The sequence below is a fragment of the Thiocapsa bogorovii genome, assembly GCF_021228795.1.
In the GTDB taxonomy this organism is placed as follows: domain Bacteria; phylum Pseudomonadota; class Gammaproteobacteria; order Chromatiales; family Chromatiaceae; genus Thiocapsa; species Thiocapsa bogorovii.
In genome coordinates, this window is record NZ_CP089309.1 from 3,994,673 (window position 1) to 4,015,851 (window position 21,179).

The window sequence follows — 21,179 nt, forward strand, 5'->3', positions numbered from 1 at the left end:
GTTTTAGACCAAGCGCCCGGCGTGAGCCGGGTTGTTTTCGAGACGGGTGGGTCATGTGGCGAAACACAGATGAGGGCTACGGATGGGTTGCCGTGGTGCTGCACTGGCTGGCGGTGGTGGTTGTCGTCGGTCTCTTCGCGCTGGGTCTGTGGATGGTCGAGCTGACCTACTACGACGCTTGGTATCGACGGGCGACGGATATCCATAAGGGCGTCGGAATCCTGCTTTTCCTCCTCATCCTGGCTCGACTGGGTTGGCGGCTGGTCAACCCCCGTCCGGCCTCGGAGCCGACGCACTCGCGCCTGGAGCGCGTTGCCGCGGCCGCTGCGCATGTTTTCTTGTACGTCCTGCTGTTTGCGGTAATGACGGCGGGATATCTGATCTCGACTGCGGACGGACGGGCGATTGATGTCTTCGGCCTCTTCAGCGTTCCGGCCACCATCTCCGGTCTGCCCGGACAGGCAGACATTGCAGGGGACGTCCACCTGGCCTTGGCGATCGCCCTGATCGTTCTTGCCGGATTTCATTCACTTGCCGCGTTGAAGCATCATTTCATCGATCGAGACCGCACGCTGTTGCGGATGCTTGGGCGCACGCCACGTCCGTTCAGGTCCAGCACAGACTCGAGGAGAGAAGCATGAAATCCATGAAGATCAAAGCCTTGTCCATTGCGATCTGGTGTCTCGCCGTTGCCGCTACGATCCCGTCCGTCGCGACCGCGACGGTCGAGCGCTATGTGATCGACACCGAGGGCGGTCATGCCTTCGTGCAGTTTCGCGTCAAACATCTGGCCTACAGCTGGCTATACGGCCGTTTCAACGACTTTTCGGGAACCTTCACCTACGACACCGAGGATACGAGCAACTCCGGGATCGAGCTGACCATCAACACGGCAAGCCTTGATTCCAATCATGCCGTGCGCGACAAGCATCTGCGTGGAGAGGATTTTCTCGATGTCGACCGGTATCCGCAGGCATCCTTCAAGTCGACGGCCTATAAGGAGACCGGCTTCAACACCTCAGTGCTCGAAGGCGAGCTGACCCTGAAAGGCATCACCAAGCCGGTCCGGATCGAGGTGCAGCGTATCGGCAACGGGCCGGATCCCTGGGGCGGATATCGTCGCGGGTTTCAGGGCTCGACCAGTTTCGCGCTCAAGGACTTCGGGATCGACTACGATCTGGGGCCGGCTGCCCGAAAGGTGGAGATGATTCTGTCCATCGAAGGGGTTCGGCAATAGGGTGAAGGCGGTATGATTTCGTCACTCGAAACAACCGACGAGACGCGCCATGCAACCTCGCACTGTCCTGATGGGTCTGGTCTTCCTTGCGATCGCTCCGATGTCGAATGCGGATGGATTGGGCCAGCCGATCACGGTCGAAATCGTCAACCCCGGCTTCGATGAGCGCATGATCGAGGTCGTCGACAACATCTGCCGAGAGGTCGTGGTGTCGGCGCCATTGGCCGCGGAGGCGAGTGTCAGCGCGCATGTCTGTACCCGAGACATGGGCAAGGGCGACGTCACCGTCCGCAACACCCTCACGGGAGCGAAGCAGCGACATGCGGGCGTGATCGGCGACGCTCAATTGACGGCGCCTTAGACCACTGGGTTCGTCCGCACGGGGTCCGGGGATCGGATCAGGCGAGCAGCCCCGGAATATCTCGGTCCAAGGCGTCGATCAGGTCGTCCAGGCTGTTCAGATCGTAATCCGGCGGCGGCATGCCTTCGATCCAGGGACGACCGGGTGCAAACCGACCGGTGCGTACGAGCGCGTTCCACATGCCGAGCCGCTCCGCACCTGCGATGTCCGTATCCGGACGATCGCCGACCATCATGCATTCAGCCGCCGTGGACCCGAGAATTTCGAGCGACATCTCGTAGAGCAGGGGCTCGGGTTTGCCCACGAAGGTGGGCGTCACCCCGGTTGCGGCTGCGAAGGGTGCGACTAACGCGCCACCGCCGGGCAGGACCACATGACGGCCGTCAAGGATGCCGTCGACGGCGGTGTCCGGATTCGTGGCGACCAGGCGGGCGCCACGGCTCAAGATGAGGTTGATGCCGACGGTGAGCTGCTCGAAGTCCAGCCCCGGGCCCTCTCCCACGACGACCACGTCGGCACGCTCGGCGTCTGGCGTTCCAACCGCGCGTAGAGCCACGTCCAACCCGCCCGCGCCGACGGCGAAATAACGGAATCCAGGGCGAACATGGGTCAGCCAGCGTGCCGTGGCCGAGGCCGAAGTCACGATCCGCTCCGGGTTCGGTCGCGGCAAATCCATCGAGGCGAAGGCGTCGGCGACCTGCTCGGGCGTGCGGATCGGGTTGTTGGTGACGAACGCGTGCGGTGTCGATTGCAGTCGGTGGAGTAGCCGCCGTGCGCCCGGCAGGGGCCGGTCTCCATGGAAGAGGAGACCGTCCATGTCGAGCATCAGCGCACGGGGAGGGGGGCGTTTCATTCAGTCGGCGAGGTCGCGGGCGAGCGACTCACGGAACTCGGGCGTTGCTTCGACCTGATAGCTGTACTCGGGGTGATCGGTCCCGAGCGCGAGCTTTGCACCCTTCTTCATCGCCGCGGCCATCGGCGCTGTCAGCTCGAAGCGCAGGAAATGCACGGCAGACGTCTTAGTCGCGTCCTCGCGTTCCATATCTTCATCGGCGCTCGCATAGACCCGATCGAAGTCGTCGACCTGGACCCACACCCGATCCTCGATACCGCGCAGCCGCGTCAAGGCATCGCGTCGCTCGTCGATGTCCTCGTACTCGATCATGAAGGTCGCCTTCCAATTGCTTCCGTCCGGGATCAGCGGGTTGTAGGCGTCGAGCTCGTCCTGAATTCCGGCCGATTCGAAGATTCGCTCGGCACGCAGCATTTCTTGAATCTGGTACTGCATGGTCAGCCGATCTTCGAAGTAGAGCGTGGCATGCGCGCCGATCGCCACCTGACGATGCTTCTTGTGGGACATCACCCGAGTCCGGAAATCACCCCGAACCTCCGCGTACTTCTCGAGGCTGTAAAGATCGTCTCGTGTCAAATGCATAGTCGTCTCCAAACCGATTGAGAGGTTTCATGATCCCGGCCAAAGCGCATTCAGTGCGGCTTTCGGGCTCGTCGAGTCGGGCTCGATCCCGCTGTCTGTGAGCACAGCGGAAGAAGACGGCTGCAAGTCGTCGATCCCGGACTGTCGCCGCTTCGCGACGATCTCCGGCGTCGCCCTTGACTGCCCGAATGAAAAAGGTTTGTTCCATCCTGAACCGCGTTACCACCGATGGTTGCATGACCTACGAAGAGCGACTCGGTACGCCAAGCATGAGTGTCCAGCCGGACGCGGTTCAGCGCGGTTCAGAGCCCGTAGGCCAACCGCAACAGGCTCAGCGGATGCTGCTGCTCGCCATCCTTGCCGAGTGCATGCGCGATATGGGCCCCGGCCATCGGACAGTCGCTGCCGAAGTGATCCGGTGCCGCCTTCTCCACGCGGCCCGCAACCGGGCGCACGATCTTCATCGCGGAGGCGTAGTACTCCTTCTTCACCGCGTAGGTGCCGTCGTGGCCCGAGCAACGCTCGATGATCTCCACTGTCGTGTCCGGCACGAGTGCCAGGACCTCACGGGTCTTCTGCCCGATGTTCTGAACACGCTGATGGCAAGACGCCTGATAGATGACGTTGCCCAACGGTTTCTTGAAGTCCGTGTTCAGCTTGCCGTGCTTGTGACGGAGCATCAGATATTCGAAGGGGTCGAAGATGTGTGCCTTGACCGCCTGCACGTCTGTGTCCTCCGGGAACATCAGCGGCAGCTCTTGTTTGAACATCAGCACGCAAGACGGGATCATGGCGACGATGTCCCAGCCGTCGTCGACCAGACGCTTGAGCACCGGGATGTTGGCGTCCTTCGCTGCCTTGACGGCCTCCAAGTCACCGAGCTCAAGCTTGGGCATGCCGCAGCATTGCTCCTTTTCCGGGAGCGTAACCGGGATGCCCGAATGTTCGAAGACGGCGATCAGATCGGCGTTGACGCCCGGCTCGTTGTAGTTGCCGTAACAGGTCGTGAAGAGCGCGACCTTGCCGGTGGTCGGACCGGCCGCCTCGCCCGTGGCGGAGCGTCCGATGCGTGCCTTCTCGGCCTTGCGCAGGGTGTTGCTCACGTAAGGCGGTACGCGCGCCTCTTTATGGACACCGAGCACGGCCTCGAGTGCTTGTCGACCGAGCGTGTTGGAATTGACGGCGTTGACCAATCCGTTGACAACCGGAATTCCGGCGAGCGATCCGACGGTGTCGGTGCTGGTGAGGATGCGATCACGCGTTTTCACGTTGCCCTGCCGATATTTCACGGCCTTGGCACGGAGCATCAGGTGGGGGAAGTCAAGGTTCCACTCATGCGGCGGAACGTACGGACACTTCGTCATGTAGCACAGATCGCAGAGGTAACAATGATCGACGACCTTCCAGTAGTCGTCCTTGGCGACGCCGTCGACCTCCATCGATTCGGACTCATCCACCAGATCGAAGAGCGTCGGGAAGGATTGGCATAGACTGACGCAGCGGCGACAGCCGTGACAGATGTCAAAGACGCGCTCCAGCTCCTTGTCGAGCGAAGCCTGTTCGTAGAAATCAGCACTTTGCCAGTCGAGCGGGTGACGGGTCGGGGCTTCTAGACTCCCCTCCCGGCTGATTGTCGTCGCCATGCGCTAACCTCCCCTGAAAGGGTGTTGTCCGTAGTCCGAGCGCGTCGAGACCGGGTTGCTGTGCCGGGTCGCTCACCGAGCGCAGGGCCCTCACCGGCGGCTTCAGCGCCCCGAAGCGGCGAACGGATTCGGTCTAGCTCGGTCCCGACGTCTGCTTAACTTTAGACCCGCCGGTGCTGGCGCACCAATCGAAAGGGCGAATCGAAATCATCGTCGGGACAAACCGCCCGCGGTCTGCCGGCGCCTCACCGAGCTCGGTTCGTGGCCTCGGTCGTTTACAGCAGTTTCTCGATCGCCTTCACGACCTTGCGGTCTTCCGGCTTGGTGAAGCTGACATAGTGGTCCACGAGATTGCCGTCGCGATCGATGAGGTACTTGTAGAAGTTCCACTTCGGGTAGGGTGCGCCGGCACTGGCAAGTCGCTCGAAGACCGGGGATGCCGCGCCTTTCTTGACGCTGACCTTTTCGAACATCGGGAACTCAACCGAGTAGGTCAGGCGACAGAACTTCTCGATTTCTTCCTCGTTCCCCGGCTCCTGGTTCGCAAAGTCGTTGGACGGGAAGCCCAGCACGACGAGCCCCCGATCTTTGTACTTGCTGTAAAGGGCTTCGAGCCCCTCGTATTGCGAGGTGAATCCGCATTTGCTCGCGGTGTTGACGATCAGGACCACTTTGCCCTGATACGCTTCGCAGAGGTTGACGACCTCCTCGCCTGCGAGTCGACGCGCCTCGACATCGAGCAAGGGTGAGCAGGGTGGGGTGGCGGCGCTTGCTGTGGAGCTCATGAGGGCGATTCCTAGTGCGAAAAGTGTGGACTTCATCATCGGGGGAATCTCTTCGGCCTCGGCCATGCTTCGTTTTGTCTCGTCTTCCGCGAGGTAATGCGCAAAAAGCCGAATACAATGCCGTCCTCGGCGGGGAGGCGACGCGTCGCCTCCCCGCCGAGGACGGGAGAGGGACGGGGATGATTTGAAAACGGGTGGCGGGCACCAACCTGACATCCCTACGGAAAGATGCCGTTGCGAGTGAATTAGACGCTCTCGTCAACGTCGTCCGTGCGATCACGAGGTCGGGTTTTTGGGATCAACGAGGAGCAGGATTCGGTTATGAGCGACTGGGTAAAAGCGAAGGTGACGGGCAAGCATGCCTGGACGGACGGACTCTACAGCATGCAGTTCGACGGTCCGGTCGCCGACTTCAAGGCGGGGCAATACATCAAAGTCGCTTTGGATATCGAGGGCGATCGCGTGGGTCGACCCTATTCGCTCGTCAATCCGCCGCAGGAGCGTCCTGTGGAGATCTATTTCAACGAAGTGCCGGAGGGCCCGCTGACGCCGCGTCTGTCCGACCTGAATCCCGGCGACGAGGTCTGGCTGTCGGAGAAGCCGGGCGGGATCTTCACGCTCGACACGGTCGAGCCCGCGGAGACGCTTTGGCTGCTCGCGACCGGCACTGCGCTCGGTGTCTATCTCTCGATCCTGCGTTCGTCGGAGCCCTGGGATTTGTTCGACCGCGTCGTTCTGGTCCACGGCGTCCGCCAGGCCACCGATTTGACCTACGGCGAGACCCTTGCGGCGATCGCCGAGCGCCGTGGCGAACGGTTCAAGTTCGTGCCGGCGGTCAGTCGCGAGGCGGTCCCGGAGGCATTGACCGGCCGGATCACCGACCTGTTGACAGGCGGCAGCTTGGAGTCCCATGTCGGGGCGACGATCGACCCTCGGACCAGCCACGTGATGCTCTGCGGGAACTCGGCCATGATCAAGGACGTGAAGGTCATCCTAGAAGAGCGGGGTCTGGCCCGCCATAAGCGTCATGCGCCCGGTCAGTACACGACCGAGCAGTACCACTAAACTGCGCCCAGTGCGGTATGCGATGTTTCTGGATGGGATCGGCCCTCGCGGACTTGACGAGCGTTTGAGTCTGCGCAGTTTAGGATATTAGAAAATCGATCGGTTCAAACTGCGTCCCCGCGAAGCGTCGTGGATGTACCAAACGCCGAGCTCACTCGAAAATGAGCCTCTCGCTCTGGGCGCGGTTCAGCCTTGGGCGATCCGGAATTGGGAGATCGGTACCGATTGCATCGACGAGCCGGATGCCCATGGATACCCCTGCGACCACGCTCGAAACGCTCGTCCGACTCTCGGCCGAGGTGGCGGTCCGCTCGTCGCGTCGCGACAAGATCGGGCTGATTGCGGACCTGCTCGGCCGGCTGGATCGGGAGGAGACCGCGCTCGCGGCGAGCTATCTCGCCGGCGAGATTCCGCAAGGCCGCGTCGGGGTGGGTCCGGCGCAGGTGGAAGCGCTCCGCGGTCTGAGCCCGGTTGCGCAGGGCCGTTTGACCCTCGACGATCTGGATCGGACATTCGATGCACTGCTTGCCGTCAAGGGCGCCGGCGCACAGGCAAAGCGGAGGTCACTGCTGCACGGGCTGTTCCAGCAGGCCACCCGAGAGGAGCAGGGATTTCTTGCCCGACTGATGCTGGGCGAGCTACGTCAAGGGGCCGTCGAGGGCCTGGTGATGGAAGCGGTCGCGCTAGCGGCCGGGCTGGATCCGGGACTGGTTCGGCGTGCCCTCATGCTGAGCGGTGATCCGGCGCGTGTCACGCGCACGGCCTTCGACGCCGGGGCGGCGGGTCTGCGCGCGATCGGTCTGGAGCTCTTTCGACCGATCCTGCCGATGCTCGCCCAACCCGCGGAGGATCTCGACGACGCGCTCGCCCTGCTCGCCGCTCCCGATCTCGAATTCAAGCTCGACGGCGCTCGTGTCCAGGTCCACAAGCGTGGCGAGGAGGTGCGGGTCTACAGCCGGCAGGGCCATGAGGTGACCGCGGCGGTGCCCGAGATCCTCGAGCTGATCGCACCCCTTCCGGTCGCCGATCTGGTGCTCGACGGCGAGGTGTTGGCGCTGCGTGCGGACGGGCGACCCCATCCCTTCCAGACCAGCATCCGCCGTTTCGGTCGGCGGCTCGATGTCGCGCGTCTGCGCGCCGAGCTTCCGCTCAGCGCCTTCTTCTTCGACTGCATCCAGTGCGATGGGACACTTTTGATCGATGCGCCCGCACGGGAGCGTTTCGGCGCGCTCGCCGAGGCGGTGCCGGATCGGGCGCTCATTCCACGACTGCAACGGACCGACGCGGCCGGGGCCCGCGCCTTTCTGAACCGGGCACTCGCGGCTGGTCACGAGGGGATTATGGCCAAGGACCCGGCCGCGCCCTATGCGGCCGGTGCGCGCGGTCGGCAATGGCTCAAGATCAAGCCGACGCACACGCTCGATTTGGTGGTCCTGGCGGCGGAATGGGGCAGCGGGCGGCGTAGCCGTTGGCTGAGCAATCTGCATCTGGGCGCACGCGATCCTGCGGGCGGGTTCGTGATGCTGGGGAAGACCTTCAAGGGCTTGACCGATGCGATGCTGACCTGGCAGACCGAGCGTCTGAACGTGCTTGCGGTGGAACGGGAAGGCTCGGTGGTGCACGTGCGGCCCGAGCTGGTCGTCGAGATCGCCTTCAACGAGCTTCAGGCGAGTCCTCGGTATCCGGGTGGGCTCGCCTTGCGCTTCGCGCGCGTGAAGCGCCATCGTCCCGACAAGACCGCGGATCAGGCCGACGACATCGCCACGGTTCAGGCGCTCTTTCGGCGCCAAATCGCCTATTCATCTTAAACCGCGCCGAGCGCGGTACGCGTTGTTTTTGGGCGGGATCGACTCCGGCAGACTCGACATCCGTTTGAGCTGGCGCGGTTTAAGGTGCTCAGGCCGGGAAATCCCCGAGGAACGATGACTAATCCAATCTGTCGACATCTGGTGCTCGTTCTCGGCGATCAGCTCGATGCCGGAGCCGCAGCCTTGCGCGACCTGGATCCGGCACGCGATCGCGTCTGGATGTGCGAGGCGGTGGAGGAGTCGACCCATGTGCCCTCGCACAAGGCGCGGATCCTGTTGTTTCTTTCGGCGATGCGGCACTTCCGCGATGCTTTGGAGGGCAAGGGGATCCGCGTCCACTACCGGGCGCTGGATGTAGAGGCCGATCCGTCGCTCGCAGCCGGTCTCGCAACTGCAATTCGGATGCTGCGCCCGGAGCGCTTGATCCTGACCGAACCGGGGGAGCATCGCGTCCTCGCGGCCCTGCGGGGTGTCGCCGAGGCCGGCGCAGTGCCGCTCGAGATCCGCCCGGACGACCATTTCATCTGCTCGCGAGAGGCGTTCGACCGCTGGGCCGTCGGTCGCAAAGGACCCCGCCTGGAGCACTTCTACCGTCATCTACGCAAGCGAGAAGGCATCCTGATGGAGGGTCCGGAGGATGCCGCGCAACCCGTCGGCGAGCGGTGGAACCTGGATCAGGAGAACCGTAAGGCCTTCGGTCGGCAAGGTCCGGGCATGGTGCCTGCACCGATCGGTTTTCCACCCGACGCCATCACGCGTGACCTGATCGTAATAATCGAGCGGCGGTTCCCGAATGCACCGGGCAGCCTCGAGCGCTTCGACTGGCCTGTGACCGCGGCACAAGCCCATGAGGCACTCGAGGACTTCACTCGCAACCGGCTGGCCGCTTTCGGTCCCTGGCAAGACGCCATGTGGACCGGCGAGCCCTATCTCTATCATGCGCGAATCTCCGCCGCCCTCAATCTCAAGCTGCTCGATCCGCGCACGGCGATCGACGCCGCGATTGCGGCGTTCGAGGCGAACCGGGCGCCGCTCGCCTCGGTCGAAGGCTTCGTCCGCCAAATTCTCGGCTGGCGTGAGTACGTGCGCGGGATCTATTGGCGGGAAGGACCGGTCTATCTCGAGTCCAATGCCCTTGAGGCGCACAGCTCGCTCCCGCGCTTTTACTGGACCGGGAAGACGGACTACGCTTGCCTCGAGGCGTCGATCGCACAGGTGCTTGAGTACGGTTACGGCCACCATATTCAACGCCTGATGGTGACCGGACTCTTCGCGCTGCTGCTCGGGGTCGAGCCGCGGGAGATCCATGCCTGGTACCTGGCGATGTTCGTCGATGCGATCGAGTGGGTCGAGGCGCCCAACGTGATCGGTATGAGCCAGTTCGCCGACGGCGGGTTGTTGGCCTCCAAGCCCTATGTCGCAACAGGTCAATACATCAACCGGATGAGCAACTATTGTCGGCACTGTCGCTATGATCCGAAGGAGAGCCTCGGTGATTCCGCCTGCCCTTTCACGACGCTCTATTGGGATTTTCTCGATCGGCATCGCAATCGGTTTGCCAATCACCCGCGCACCGCATTGCAATGGCGAAACCTCGCGCGGATGGGCCCCGAGCGACTCGCCGCGATTCGGCGGCAGGCGGAAACGCTTCGCGCAGATTTGGCGACGGGAGGAAGCGGTTGAGGGTGGGAAGAGCTGTCAGTCTTCAGCGATCAGCGATCACTTAAACCGCGTCTCTGCCGTCGATACAGATGGTCTCGAGACCAAGCCAGACTGAACACAGCCCATATCACTTCGGACGCGGTTTAGCCATGAGCAAAGACGTCATCATCATCGGTGCCGGTCTCTCCGGACTGGCCTGTGCAGTCACACTTCGGGAACGGGGTTTCGAGCCCCTGCTCATCGAGGCGTCGGACGTCCCCGGCGGGCGCGTGCGCACCGATCGACGCGATGGTTTTCTCCTGGATCGCGGTTTCCAGGTCCTGCAGACCTGGTATCCGGAGGCGCAGCGGTTCTTCGACTATGCGCGCCTGGACCTGCGTCCCTTCTATCCGGGGGCGCTCGTGCGCACGCAGGGGCAGCTACATCGGGTCAGCGATATCTGGCGCCGGCCGGCACGGCTCCCCGAGATGCTGATTTCGCCGGTGGGAAGCCTCGGCGACAAGCTGAGACTGCTGATGTTGCGTCGCCGTGCCCTGGCGGGCGATCTCCAAGCGCTCTACTCACGTCCGGAGCGCGAGGCGTTGACCTTGCTGCGCGAGCTGGGTTTCTCGGCACGCATGGTCGAGCGCTTCTTCAAGCCGTTCTTCAGCGGCGTCTTCTTCGAGCCCGGACTGGGTGTGTCCTCCCGCGCTTTCGAGTTCGTGTTTCGCGCCTTCGCGCTGGGCGACACGGCCCTACCGGCGCGCGGCATGGGCGAGCTTCCGGGACAGCTCGCGCAGCAGCTGCCGCGCGACTCCATCCGCACCGGCGCACGGGTCGAGCGCATCCTGGATCAACAGGTCGTGCTCGACACCGGCGAGCGCTTGCGGGCGGGCGCCATCGTGCTTGCGACCGAAGGCCATGAAACGGCGCGTCTTCTAGGTCGATCCCACAGCGCCGCGGTGGCGGGCCGTGGAACCACCTGTGTCTATTTCACGGCGAGCGCGCCGCCGATCGAGGGGCCGTATCTCGTGGTCAACGGCGAGGGGCGCGGGCGGATCAACAGCCTGCTCTGTCCGAGCAATCTCTCGGATGATTATGCCCCGCGGGGCGAAAGTCTTATTGCGGTCAACGTGCACGGCGCGGAGCATAACCCGGATGCGCTCGAAACCGATTTACGTCGCGAGTTGATTGGCTGGTTCGGCGATCAGGTCCAGGCCTGGACGCGCCTGGCGGTGTATCGGCTGCCGCGCGCCTTGCCGGTTCAGTCGCCGCCCGTCGCCTATCCGGGCGCGGTGCGGCTGCGTCAATCCGATGGGCTCTGGACCTGCGGCGAGTATCGATCGGCGCCCTCGATCCACTGGGCACTGCATTCCGGTCGTCGTGCGGGGGAGGAGATCGCAAGCAACCTGCTCGGCAACCGCGCGGGAGACGGTATCGGGCAGTCGGATGCCGATCCGCGCACCAGGAGTTTGCCCTCTGCCGATTCCTGACCGTGGATCTCGCCCGCGCCCGCGTCGGGGTCTTGACCGACCCTGTCGGGGTCTTCCCGACCGGTTCAGACCCTACCGAAAGAAGGGGTTCTGTCGGCGAGAAAACCCAAGATCCTGAATGGGTTGCACCTATGCGGCCGATCTCCTATCGTAGCCGCTCACGAGAACAATCATCCACCTGGAGTTTGGAGTATGAGCTCTCCCCTAGTTCGTGCGCTGGCTTTTTCACTCGCTGTCTCGGGCGCCTCGGCCATTACCCCTTCGGTCCTCGCCAGCACCTCCGAGGCGGAGGTGGAGCCGGATCTGGATCACGGTCAACGCCTGCATCGCCAGTGTGCGCTCTGCCACGGTCAATACTCGCAGGGTATCTTGGGCGGAAAATACCCACGCTTGGCCGGTTTGCCCGATTACTATTTAATGAAGAGTCTGACCGACTACCGCGACGGCGTGCGCGAACATGCGGCCATGACCGTGGTCGGCGGTCTGCGTACATTGTCGGACAACGATCTTGCCAGCCTATCCGCCTATATCGCGAGCATCGACCTCGACGCTGTTCACCCGCTCGATGTGCCGACACCGGACGGTTCGGATGTCGAGAACGGCGAAGATATCTATAAGAGCGACTGCAAGACCTGCCACGGACGCTCGGCCGAGGGAAACAAGCGCAAGGAAAGTCCCAAGCTCGCCGGCCAGTACGATGGCTATCTCTTCCGGCAGATCGAGAAATTCAAGGCCGGTAAGCGGATGCACGCCAATGATCCGGAGGACGAGACCTTCGTGGACTACAGCGATCAGGACATCCTCGACATCATCGGGTTTGTGACCACCATCGATGATAAGAGCGACGACAAGAACTGAGCCCCGTGTCGGACACATCCATAAGAATATCTTGAGGATACAAGAATGAAATACCTGAGCCTTGTCGTTGCACTCGCCTTGGTGACGTCTTTTCCGCTGATGGCGGCCGAGGATGCCGCCCCCGAGATCCGCGTGTCGGATGTCGAGCACACCGTACTGAAGGTCGGCCTTGCGCCAGGCGTCACCGCCGATGCCGCGGGCGAGGCCATGCTCTCGAAGGCGGTCGAGCTCAACATGCGTCTGGTCGCGCATCTGAACGTCGGTCAAGAGGTCGGAAACCGCGGTATCGACTCGATGCGATTGGAGATCTTCCAGTTCTGCAATCCGGAAGACGCGGTCAAGATGGCGCGATTCAACACCATCTTTGCGGCCTACATGCCGTGTAGTATCGCGCTTGTGGAGGATAAGGACGGTCGGATCTGGTTGCAGATGCTCAACCTGGATATGCTGATCAGCGCCTATAATCTGCCGCCCGAGCTCCAAGCCCTGGCACTCGGAATCAACGGCCAGATGCTCGACATCATTACCGCAGGCGCGACCGGCGAATTCTGACCCTCCAGCCCGTCGGGTCTGCCTTCCTGCGAGTGCGGCCGGTCAGGCGGCAAAGCCAGTAGGGTGGACAAGCGCAGCGCAGTCCACCAGCGCCGGCGCAGAGTTCGGTGGACTTCGCTCTCGCTCGTCCACCCTACGGGTTTCTCCACTCCGCCGATCCGATCAGCGATGGAGGCGGCTTTATGAGCCGCGCCGATAGCCGAGCCAAGGTCGAATCAGGTACTGCGTCCCCGCGATCCCCAGAGCGAGAACGCCGAGGACGGCCAAGGGCGTTGCCGCCGCGTGGTAACCCCCATCGTCGAAGAGCAGCGTGATCGCCAGGATCACTGCCAATCCCACGACGGCGACATGAGCCTGTAGATTTGTCGCCGGCCCCGGCCACCGGGCCGCAAGGACCGCACCGAGCCAGGCCGCGAGTGCCCCGCCGAACAGGCCGGCTGCCACGTCGACCGGCCAGTGCACGCCGACCGCGATCCGGCTCACTCCGGCCAACACGGCCAGCGTCAGGAACAGCGCTCTCAGCCACGTCCAGCGTGCGTAGTAGATCAAGACCCCGAAAAAGACCGCTGCGGTCGCGCTGTGACCGGACGGAAAGCTTGCGCGGGTGTGGCTTGGTCCGATCAGATTGAAGGTTCCGGCCGCGAGCATGCCGGGCGGGCGCGTCGTGTCGAACAGCGCCTTGAACCCGCGGCTGTAGGCGGCCGCGATCAGCGCCGCGAGCACCAGCGCCCAGAACACCCTCGGGTAGCGCAACGCGAAGAGAAGCGCCAAGGCGAAGGCGACACGCTCGTCGCCAAAGACCGTCAGACACTGCCAGACCCAGTCCGGATAGGCCGCCGCGGCGGCGTTGATCCGGATGAAGCCGGCGTCGTATCCAACGCCGAGATAGAGCGTCAGGCCGACGATCAGGCAGACCTTGGCCCACCCCGACAACCAGGCCGCGCCGCTCGATGATGTCGGCGGGGTTCGAGTGACCCCCGTCTCCAATTGCTTCCGAAGGGTCTGTTTCCAGAATGCGATGAAATCGGTATGCATCGACGTCGTCAGGGTTCGCCGACGTCGTTTCTGTCGCCCGCGTGCCCCATCCGTACCAAGGCGACCGGACCTCGACGATACACAAGATCTTGCTGCAGACCCGGGAAATCAGCGGCCAGGGCGTCGAGCTTGTCGACACGCAGGAAGACCAGCTCGCCGGGCAGCGGAGGACGATTCGGTGTGACGGCATCGCGATAGACACTGAAGCTCGGCATCGAGGTGCGGTAGACCACGGTCGGGAGGTTCAGCTCTCGCGCCAGCAGGCCTGCCTCCTTGACGGGCGTCTGCATCACCTCGAAGACGCGCGGGACCAGCGCCCCGAAGACCACCAGCGTTTGGATCACTCCGGCAAGGATCAGCCGCTGCCAAAGGGGCGGGCGAGACCACAGGAGCAGACCGATCATCGCGGCCAGGCCGGCGAGCATGGCGAGCCGATAGTCGAACCCCAGGACCCCGCGGGCCTCTTGGAACATGGCGACCTCATGTGCCCGGTCCGCTTGGGATTCGGCCAGGCCGACAACCCCCGGCAGTGCAACCAGTAGGCCGAGGAAGATCAACGGTGCGGTGAAGGCGAGCCAGCGACCCTTGAGGAGATCCCGATGCTTGGCCATCAGGATAAAGAGCGGGGTCGCCCCATAGAGCAGGTAATGCGGCAGCTTGGTCCCGGAGAAGGAGAAGAAGACGAACACCGTGCCGAACCAGAGCCAGAGGAAGCGCTCGAGCGGATCCGACCAGGCGGCGCGCAGCCCCGGCAAGAGACGCAGGAACCATCCGGTAAAGGGCAGCAGGATGATCGGCAGCATTACCAGGTAATAGCCCGGAAACCCGGCGTGGCCATGCATGGCATCGCCGAAACGCCCGGCATTGTGCTCCAGGAAGAAGCTGCGGAAGAATCCCGGCCCGTCGTCGAGATAAACCGCGAGATACCAGGGCAAGGCGACCGCAACGAAGACCAGCCAACCCTTGGACGAAAAGGCTGCCTGCGCCCAGCGCCCCAGCGCACGTTGTGACCCGAAGAACAGAAGACTGACCACCACCGGAAAGAAGACCGCCACCGGGCCTTTGGTCAGGAAGCCGAGTCCCATCCAGAGGAAGGCCCGCACCACGAAGCGGCGGTTGGTCGCGGGGTCCGGGTCGAGGTAATAGCGATAGATCTCGAAGAAGGCGAGGGCGATAAAGAGGTTGAGCACCGCGTCGGCGACAGCCCCCTTGGCGATGACCGAGACCTGGAGGCTCAAGGCCATCACCACTCCGGCGATGACCGCGCTCTCCCGGTCCAGGCGCTCGCGCACGAAGCCCCAGACCGCGAGCACCCAAAGGGTCGCGGCAATCGCCGAGGGCAGACGCAGGGCCAGCTCGTTGAATCCGAACGCCTGCGCGGAGGCCGCCTGCAACCAGTAGATGAGCACCGGCTTGTCGTAGCGGGGCTCCCCGTCCTTGTGAGGGGTAATGAAGTTGCCGCTCGCCAGCATCTCGCGGGTGGCCTCGGTAAAGGCACCCTCGTCCAGATCGTAGAGCGGCACCGCGCCGAGCTGCCAGTAGAAGCTCAGGAGGACGACCGCGACGAGCAGCCAAGGCGAGGTCAGGATGCGCCCGAGCACGTCGCGCGGGCCGCGATCGGCGAGTGTCTGGGTCATGTCGCGTGTCTCCAGTCTGCGTGCGCCGGATCGGATTGCCAGCGAATCCGATGATGTGTGTGCTCGCCGGAGGCGTAGAAGGTGCGCATCATCAGCTCGGCGAGCACGCCGGTGGTCAGAAACTGGATCGAGACGACCAGGAAGAGGATGGCCACGAAGAGCATCGGCCGTGTCCCGATGTGCTGTCCGAGCCCGAACTTCACCCAGAGCATCTCGGCCATCAGGATGCTCCCGACCACGCCGAAGAGGATCCCGATGGAGCCGAAGAAGTGTCCCGGCCGCGATCCGAACCGCAGAAAGAAGAAGGCCGACAGGAGGTCGAGCAGCACCCGGAAGGTGCGCGAGATCCCGTATTTGGAGGTCCCGAACTGGCGCGCCTGATGGGCGACCTCGGTCTCGCCGATACGCTCGGGCGCGGTGACACCGGCCACCCAGACCGGGATGAATCGGTGCATCTCCCCGAGCAGGGTGACCTCTTTGATCACCTCCGCGCGATAGACCTTGAGGCTGCAGCCGTAGTCGTGCAGGGCGACGCCGGTCACCCTGCCGATCAGTGCATTGGCGATCTTGGAGGGCAGCTTGCGCATGACGAGCGCATCCTGGCGTTGGCGACGCCAGCCCTGCAGGAGATCCAGATCGCGCGCGAGCAGCTCGTCGACCATGCGCGGGATGTCGGCCGGGTCGTTCTGCAGATCGCCGTCGAGCGTGGCGATCAGCTCGCCGCGGGAGGCGTCGAATCCGGCCTGCATGGCCGCGGTCTGGCCGAAGTTGCGCCGGAGCCGGATCACCCGTACATGCGGGCCGTAACGCTCGCCGACTGCACGCAGACGCTCGCCGGTGCCGTCGCGGCTGCCGTCGTCGACACAGATCAGCTCCCAGGCGCCGCGGTACTCCGCAAGTCCTTCGTGGACCCGTCTCAGCATGGGCTCGACGTTGTCGACCTCCCGATACATGGGGATGACGACGGAGAGCGACGGATGGTCCGTCGTGAGCTGTCCGGTCGCGTTCGCCGCCACAGGCGCCGGTTCAATCGCGGTGTTCATGTGAGTTCCAAATGGTCACAGCCAGCACATCCAAAGCCCCGAAAGAGCGCCTCAGAAACGGTTCAAACGGTCCAACAAAAGTAAAACAACTCGACGAGAGAACCCCTGTACCAGGTTAGTCGTTGTCGTTGTCGTCATCGGCAACGATCAGATTCGGTGCTCAACGTATTTCTGACTTGTTACTCACGCGTAGGATGGGTTTCGCTGTGCTCTACCATGCTATGCGTGCGGGTTGGACTCCAGGCTGTCCCGCAGAAAGCGGAACAGCTTGCGCGGTGCATCTGGCCGGCCGCGCTCCTGGTCGCGTTGCGCGGCGCGGATCAGGGTGCGCAGCTGCTGGCGGTCGACATTCGGGCATGCGTCGATGAACTCGCTCAGCGCGCCCTCGTCGTCGGCGATGAGTCGCTCGCGCCATCGCTCCAACGCATGCAGATGCGCGGCGGCCTGGCGCTCGCGGTCCTCGGCCTGGTCGACCAGGGCGTGGACGGCGGCCATGTCCTCGCGTTCCAGCAGGTTGGCGATACGTTTCCAGTGGCGACCGCGGGCGCGGATATCCTTGATCCGAGGCGTTTCGTCCAAGGCCGCCCAGGTCGCGGCACTGAGGTTCAGACGTTCCAGCTCGGCCCGAGGCATCCCGGCCATCCGCTCGGCCAAGGCCTGCAGGGCCAGCTTCTCGCGCTTGAGCTGGCTCTTACTCGGGCCGCGCTCTTCGTCCTCATACCCGTCTTCGTCGTCGATCGTAGCGTTCATCGCGAAATCCAAAAATAAGCCGCGTAGGGTGCGGTGAGCCTGCGAACCGCACCGGCACGCCGCGATGCGGTTCGCGCCTCGCCGCAGAGGAGCGTCGGGCCCCGACCGGGCGGCCGGCGTGATCACGTCAAACAAAACCTGTGCGCTGTTTGCGCCTTTGCGATTCAAGATCCGTCATGCGGCCGGCTCCAGATGCTCGAGGATCAATTGTGCCGAGCGGTTGCCTCGGTAGTCGTTGACGTCCAGTCGGTAGGCGAGCCGCACGGCGCCGCCGGCCTCCGAGATCTGCTCGCCCAGGTTGAAGCCGATGGCCTCGATCGGTCCTCCCTCGGCGGCAGCTCCGGCAAGACGAAGCTTGAGATGGCGCTCTCCCACCAGACGTGCGCTTAAGACATCGAAGGTCCCGTCGAAACGGGGCTCCGGGAAGCCCTTTCCCCAGGGGCCGGCCACGCGCAGGGTCTCTGCGGTCTCCAAGGTCATGAGCCGCTGCGGCAGCGCACCGTCGGATGCGATCTCCGGCTGCGGCGGCCGGTCGCCTGCCACTGTGCGTACGGCCTCCGCAAACGCCTCTCGGAACCGGGGCAAGGCCTCCGGGCGAATACTGAGGCCGGCCGCCATCGCATGCCCGCCGAAGCGCTCGATCAAGCCCGGATCTTGCCGATCCACCCATGCGATCAGGTCTCGGACATGGACCCCGTCGACCGATCGCGCCGAGCCTCGCAGAAATCCGTCACCGCCGTTCGCAAAGGCGATCACGGGACGATGATACCGCTCGCGGATCCTCGCCGCGACGATCCCCGAGACGCCCTGGTGCCAGTCCTCGCCGAAGAGACAGAGTCCGGGCGGCAGTGCGTCGCCGTCCAGACAAAGCCGCGCGAGCGAGGACTCGGCCGCGTCCCTCATCTCGCCCTCGATCTCGCGGCGGCGTCGGTTCAGGGCGTCGAGACGCGCTGCAAGGTCCGCGGCGACCTGCGGGTCGTCGCTCAGCAGACATTCGACACCCACCGACATGTCCTCGATCCGACCGGCCGCGTTGAGTCGAGGCGCGGCGCAGAAGGCCAGATCGGTCGCCGTCGCCCGGCTCGGGTCCCGCCCGCCGATCGTCAGGAGTGCGCGGACGCCCGGGCTGCAGCGCCCGGCGCGGATGCGTCTGAGTCCCTGCTCGACCAGGATCCGATTGTTGCGGTCCAGGGTTACCACGTCGGCAACCGTGCCCAGGGCGACCAGGTCCAGCAAATCCGCCAGTTTGGGCTCGGGTCGACTTGCACCGAACCAGCCCTGCTCGCGCAGACGGGAACGTGCGGCGACCAGGAGATAGAAGACGACACCGACTCCGGCCAGGTGCTTGCTCGGGAAATTGCAACCCGGCTGATTGGGATTAAGGATCGCGGCGGCGTCCGGGAGCCGCTCGCCGGGCAGATGATGGTCCGTCACCAGGACCGGGATGCCCAGCTCCGCCGCGTGCGCCACCCCGGCGAGACTGGCGATGCCGTTGTCGACCGTGATCAGGAGATCCGGCCGGCGTGGTGCGGCGGCGTCCACCACTGCCGGACTCAGGCCGTAGCCGAACGCGAACCGGCTGGGGATCAGGTAAGAGACCTGAGCCGCACCCAGGCTGCGCAGACCCCGGACCGCCAAGGCGCCGCCGGTCGCACCGTCGGCGTCATAGTCCGAGACGATCAGAAGATGGCCGCCGCCGCGGATGTAGTGCACCAACAGATCGACCGCTTGATCGATCCCGCGCAGTGCGCTTGCAGGGTGGAGTGCCGAGAGTCCGGGTGCAGCCTCCTCGGCGTCATGCAGACCGCGATTCGCATAGAGTCTGGAGAGCAACTCGGCCGGTGTGCGCGCCGCGGCGAGCGCTGCAGCGCTCGGCGCACGTCGAATCCCGGGGCGCGACATCAGTCCAATACCGGCAGAGGGACATGCAGCGCCGAGACGACGGCGCGCAGTAGCTCGATCTCTGTCCGGTTGATCCCGGCGTGCTTCAGCGTCGCGATCAGCGCCCGGAGCAGGCGCTCTTTGTCGTCCATGCGTAGCCGATCGAGTCTGGCGAGCGCGCGGTCGAGGCGATCCGGCCAGTGCTCTGCTGCGATTGCTGCCAATTCGCGCGGACGCATCCCGAGCGACGCCAGACCGGCGGCGAAGGCGGTCCGCGCGGCGCGCTGATCCGGGTTGCCGTGCACCGCTAGGATGATCAGCAGGTCACGGGTCTCGTCTTCGCAATCGGACAGTCGGGTGGTTCCGGAGCTGTGCGCATCGGTCGGGGCGATGGTGTCCTGAATCTGCCGGGCGAGGAGGCGTGCGAGGACATACTCGAAGACATCAATTCGCCCGTCTGCATGGATCAGCCGATCGAGCAGCGCCATCAAGCGGGTCAGCTCGGTCTGAGGACGACGGCGCAGGGTCGGGAAGGCGATCTCGAGCAGCGGGATACGCAGATCCGCGGCGAGGCTCGGTACCGCGGAGAGGAGGGTGCTCACCTGACGCTCGCCCTCGCTGCCGAGCGTCTCGGCGACCATCAAGAGCTGGTGCTCGCGTACATCGGGGTCCTGGTCGATCAGCAGATAGCAGACCACCGTCATGACCCACTCGGTGGAGCGGGCGGCGCGCGCGAGCGGTTCCGGGATCGCCCGGGTCAGACGAGCTGCCACCTGGATCCGCGCCGTATCCGGCCGGCCGATCGCGCCGACGATGTGGTCCGCATCGAGGCTCGACGCGCTCGGCCGAGCTTCGACGGCCGGGCGGGCTTCGGCCATCGAGGCGACGACGCCGGCCCCGCTCGGCGCGGCCTTGGACGACATCACACGCATCATCTCGAGCTCTGTGGGGTCGAAGCCGGGCTCGATCGCACGAATGCGATCGGCAATCGGCGGATGTGTGGCCAAGAGCCGCCGCGTCAGCCCCGCAGCAAAGAGCATGTGCCCGATCTCCTCGCTGTCGGATGCGAGCGCCGAACCGGCCGGCGCCGCGCCGATCTTTTTCAGGGCGCCCGCGATCCCCTCGGGCTCGCGGGTGAATTGAACGGCCGATGCGTCGGCCAGAAACTCACGTTGCCGCGACACCGCAGCTCGGATCAGGCGGCCGAAGAACAGCCCGATGTAGCCGGTTGCGACCAGGGCGAGGCCGATCATGGCGATCGCGGCGGTGTTCTTGCTGGCTCGGCCATGCCGAACGGAGAGCATGAGTCTGCCGATGATGGCGAGCACGAGGATCCCGAACAGGATCCCGATCAGCCGGATGTTGAGCCGCATGTCGCCGTTGAGGATATGCGAGAATTCGTGTGCGACAACGCCCTGCAACTCGGATCGGTTCAGTGTCCGCAGCGCACCCCGGGTGACCGCGATCGCCGCATCTGCAGGCGAATAACCCGCAGCGAAGGCATTGATCCCCTCCTCCTGCTCGAGCACGTAGATCTGAGGCACCGGCACGCCCGCGGCGATCGACATCTCCTCGACCACGTTGCGCAAGCGCTGCAGCTGCGGATCCGTCGTGTCAGCATTGACCATGACCCCGCCAACCCCGCGCGCGACCGCCCCGCCGCCGTTGCGCAACGTGAGGATGCGGAACAGGCTGGCGAGCCCGATCGCACCCGCAGTCAGAACAGACACCCAGATGAGCAGCGGGAGGCTCTCGCGGACCGCCACCGGCGAGAGCGACGGGGAGAGGAGGAGTCCCTCCGGATCCGAGCCGAGCCCCAGGAAGGCGAGTGCGACCAGGTCGACCACCGCCACGATGCTGATCACGGCGAGGGCGAACAGGACGACGAGGAGATGCGTGCGCCGACGGGCCCGGTCCTGATGCGCGAAGAAGTCCAATTAAACTGCGTCCTGAGT

At 64.3% G+C, this 21,179-nt stretch carries 19 protein-coding genes; 9 read left to right on the forward strand and 10 right to left on the reverse strand.

Annotated elements, in window-relative coordinates; all coding sequences use genetic code 11:
- The first annotated feature begins 53 nt into the window (after positions 1-53).
- From LT988_RS17720 to LT988_RS17730, 3 genes are read left to right on the forward strand one after another with little or no spacing between them, the layout of a single operon-like run.
- Positions 54-641: a cytochrome b gene (locus LT988_RS17720; RefSeq protein ID WP_232406853.1), complete on the forward strand. Its 588-nt coding sequence runs from the start codon at positions 54-56 to the stop codon at positions 639-641.
- A complete protein-coding gene (locus LT988_RS17725) occupies positions 638-1,237 on the forward strand; it encodes a YceI family protein (protein WP_232406854.1) in 600 nt (199 codons plus the stop codon). Before LT988_RS17720 ends, LT988_RS17725 begins: the two co-directional genes overlap by 4 nt.
- A gap of 49 nt (positions 1,238-1,286) precedes the next feature.
- The gene (locus LT988_RS17730; protein ID WP_232406855.1) at positions 1,287-1,598 is read left to right on the forward strand and encodes a hypothetical protein; all 312 of its coding nucleotides are present in this window, start codon (positions 1,287-1,289) and stop codon (positions 1,596-1,598) included.
- Between the two features lie 37 nt (positions 1,599-1,635).
- Here the strand turns inward: LT988_RS17730 and LT988_RS17735 are convergent, their stop codons facing one another.
- From LT988_RS17735 to LT988_RS17750, 4 genes are all read right to left on the reverse strand, one after another.
- On the reverse strand, positions 1,636-2,451 hold the full coding sequence (locus LT988_RS17735) for an HAD-IIA family hydrolase (RefSeq protein ID WP_232406856.1): 816 nt from the start codon (positions 2,449-2,451) through the stop codon (positions 1,636-1,638).
- Positions 2,452-3,033, reverse strand: coding sequence for a DUF3501 family protein (locus LT988_RS17740; protein WP_232406857.1), 582 nt, complete (start codon positions 3,031-3,033; stop codon positions 2,452-2,454).
- A 302-nt stretch (positions 3,034-3,335) separates the two neighbouring features.
- On the reverse strand, positions 3,336-4,676 hold the full coding sequence (locus LT988_RS17745; RefSeq protein ID WP_232406858.1) for a heterodisulfide reductase-related iron-sulfur binding cluster: 1,341 nt from the start codon (positions 4,674-4,676) through the stop codon (positions 3,336-3,338).
- A gap of 275 nt (positions 4,677-4,951) precedes the next feature.
- Positions 4,952-5,461, reverse strand: coding sequence for a glutathione peroxidase (locus LT988_RS17750; protein ID WP_232406859.1), 510 nt, complete (start codon positions 5,459-5,461; stop codon positions 4,952-4,954).
- Positions 5,462-5,782: 321 nt separating this feature from the next.
- Here LT988_RS17750 and LT988_RS17755 point away from each other — a divergent pair, with 321 nt between their 5' ends.
- The 6 genes from LT988_RS17755 (at position 5,783) to LT988_RS17780 (ending at position 12,878) form a co-directional block, all read left to right on the forward strand.
- Complete coding sequence (locus LT988_RS17755; protein WP_232406860.1) at positions 5,783-6,526, forward strand: ferredoxin--NADP reductase; 744 nt, start codon at positions 5,783-5,785, stop codon at positions 6,524-6,526.
- 248 nt (positions 6,527-6,774) lie between these two features.
- Positions 6,775-8,334, forward strand: coding sequence for an ATP-dependent DNA ligase (locus LT988_RS17760; RefSeq protein ID WP_232406861.1), 1,560 nt, complete (start codon positions 6,775-6,777; stop codon positions 8,332-8,334).
- A 114-nt stretch (positions 8,335-8,448) separates the two neighbouring features.
- Complete coding sequence (locus LT988_RS17765) at positions 8,449-10,017, forward strand: cryptochrome/photolyase family protein (RefSeq protein ID WP_232406862.1); 1,569 nt, start codon at positions 8,449-8,451, stop codon at positions 10,015-10,017.
- Positions 10,018-10,145: 128 nt separating this feature from the next.
- Positions 10,146-11,468 carry a protoporphyrinogen/coproporphyrinogen oxidase gene (locus LT988_RS17770; RefSeq protein WP_232406863.1) on the forward strand — a complete coding sequence of 441 codons (1,323 nt, stop codon included), beginning with the start codon at positions 10,146-10,148 and terminating at the stop codon, positions 11,466-11,468.
- A 192-nt stretch (positions 11,469-11,660) separates the two neighbouring features.
- The gene (locus tag LT988_RS17775) at positions 11,661-12,326 is read left to right on the forward strand and encodes a c-type cytochrome (protein ID WP_232406864.1); all 666 of its coding nucleotides are present in this window, start codon (positions 11,661-11,663) and stop codon (positions 12,324-12,326) included.
- A gap of 45 nt (positions 12,327-12,371) precedes the next feature.
- Complete coding sequence (locus tag LT988_RS17780) at positions 12,372-12,878, forward strand: DUF302 domain-containing protein (protein ID WP_232406865.1); 507 nt, start codon at positions 12,372-12,374, stop codon at positions 12,876-12,878.
- Positions 12,879-13,058: 180 nt separating this feature from the next.
- Here LT988_RS17780 and LT988_RS17785 read toward each other — a convergent pair whose 3' ends face one another.
- From LT988_RS17785 to LT988_RS17810, 6 genes are all read right to left on the reverse strand, one after another.
- A complete protein-coding gene (locus LT988_RS17785; protein ID WP_232406866.1) occupies positions 13,059-13,913 on the reverse strand; it encodes a phosphatase PAP2 family protein in 855 nt (284 codons plus the stop codon).
- 8 nt (positions 13,914-13,921) lie between these two features.
- Entirely contained in the window at positions 13,922-15,550 is a 1,629-nt protein-coding gene (locus tag LT988_RS17790) for an ArnT family glycosyltransferase (protein ID WP_232406867.1), read from the reverse strand.
- Positions 15,547-16,593, reverse strand: coding sequence for a glycosyltransferase family 2 protein (locus LT988_RS17795; protein ID WP_232406868.1), 1,047 nt, complete (start codon positions 16,591-16,593; stop codon positions 15,547-15,549). The genes LT988_RS17790 and LT988_RS17795 overlap by 4 nt, the downstream gene beginning before the upstream one ends.
- A 219-nt stretch (positions 16,594-16,812) precedes the next feature.
- Complete coding sequence (gene yjgA, locus LT988_RS17800) at positions 16,813-17,343, reverse strand: ribosome biogenesis factor YjgA (RefSeq protein WP_232406869.1); 531 nt, start codon at positions 17,341-17,343, stop codon at positions 16,813-16,815.
- Positions 17,344-17,517: 174 nt separating this feature from the next.
- Positions 17,518-19,245 (reverse strand): single-stranded-DNA-specific exonuclease RecJ, encoded by a 1,728-nt coding sequence (gene recJ, locus LT988_RS17805; RefSeq protein WP_232406870.1) that lies wholly within the window; start codon positions 19,243-19,245, stop codon positions 17,518-17,520.
- On the reverse strand, positions 19,245-21,161 hold the full coding sequence (locus tag LT988_RS17810) for a M48 family metallopeptidase (protein ID WP_232406871.1): 1,917 nt from the start codon (positions 21,159-21,161) through the stop codon (positions 19,245-19,247). The genes recJ and LT988_RS17810 overlap by 1 nt, the downstream gene beginning before the upstream one ends.
- Between the last annotated feature and the right edge of the window lie 18 nt (positions 21,162-21,179).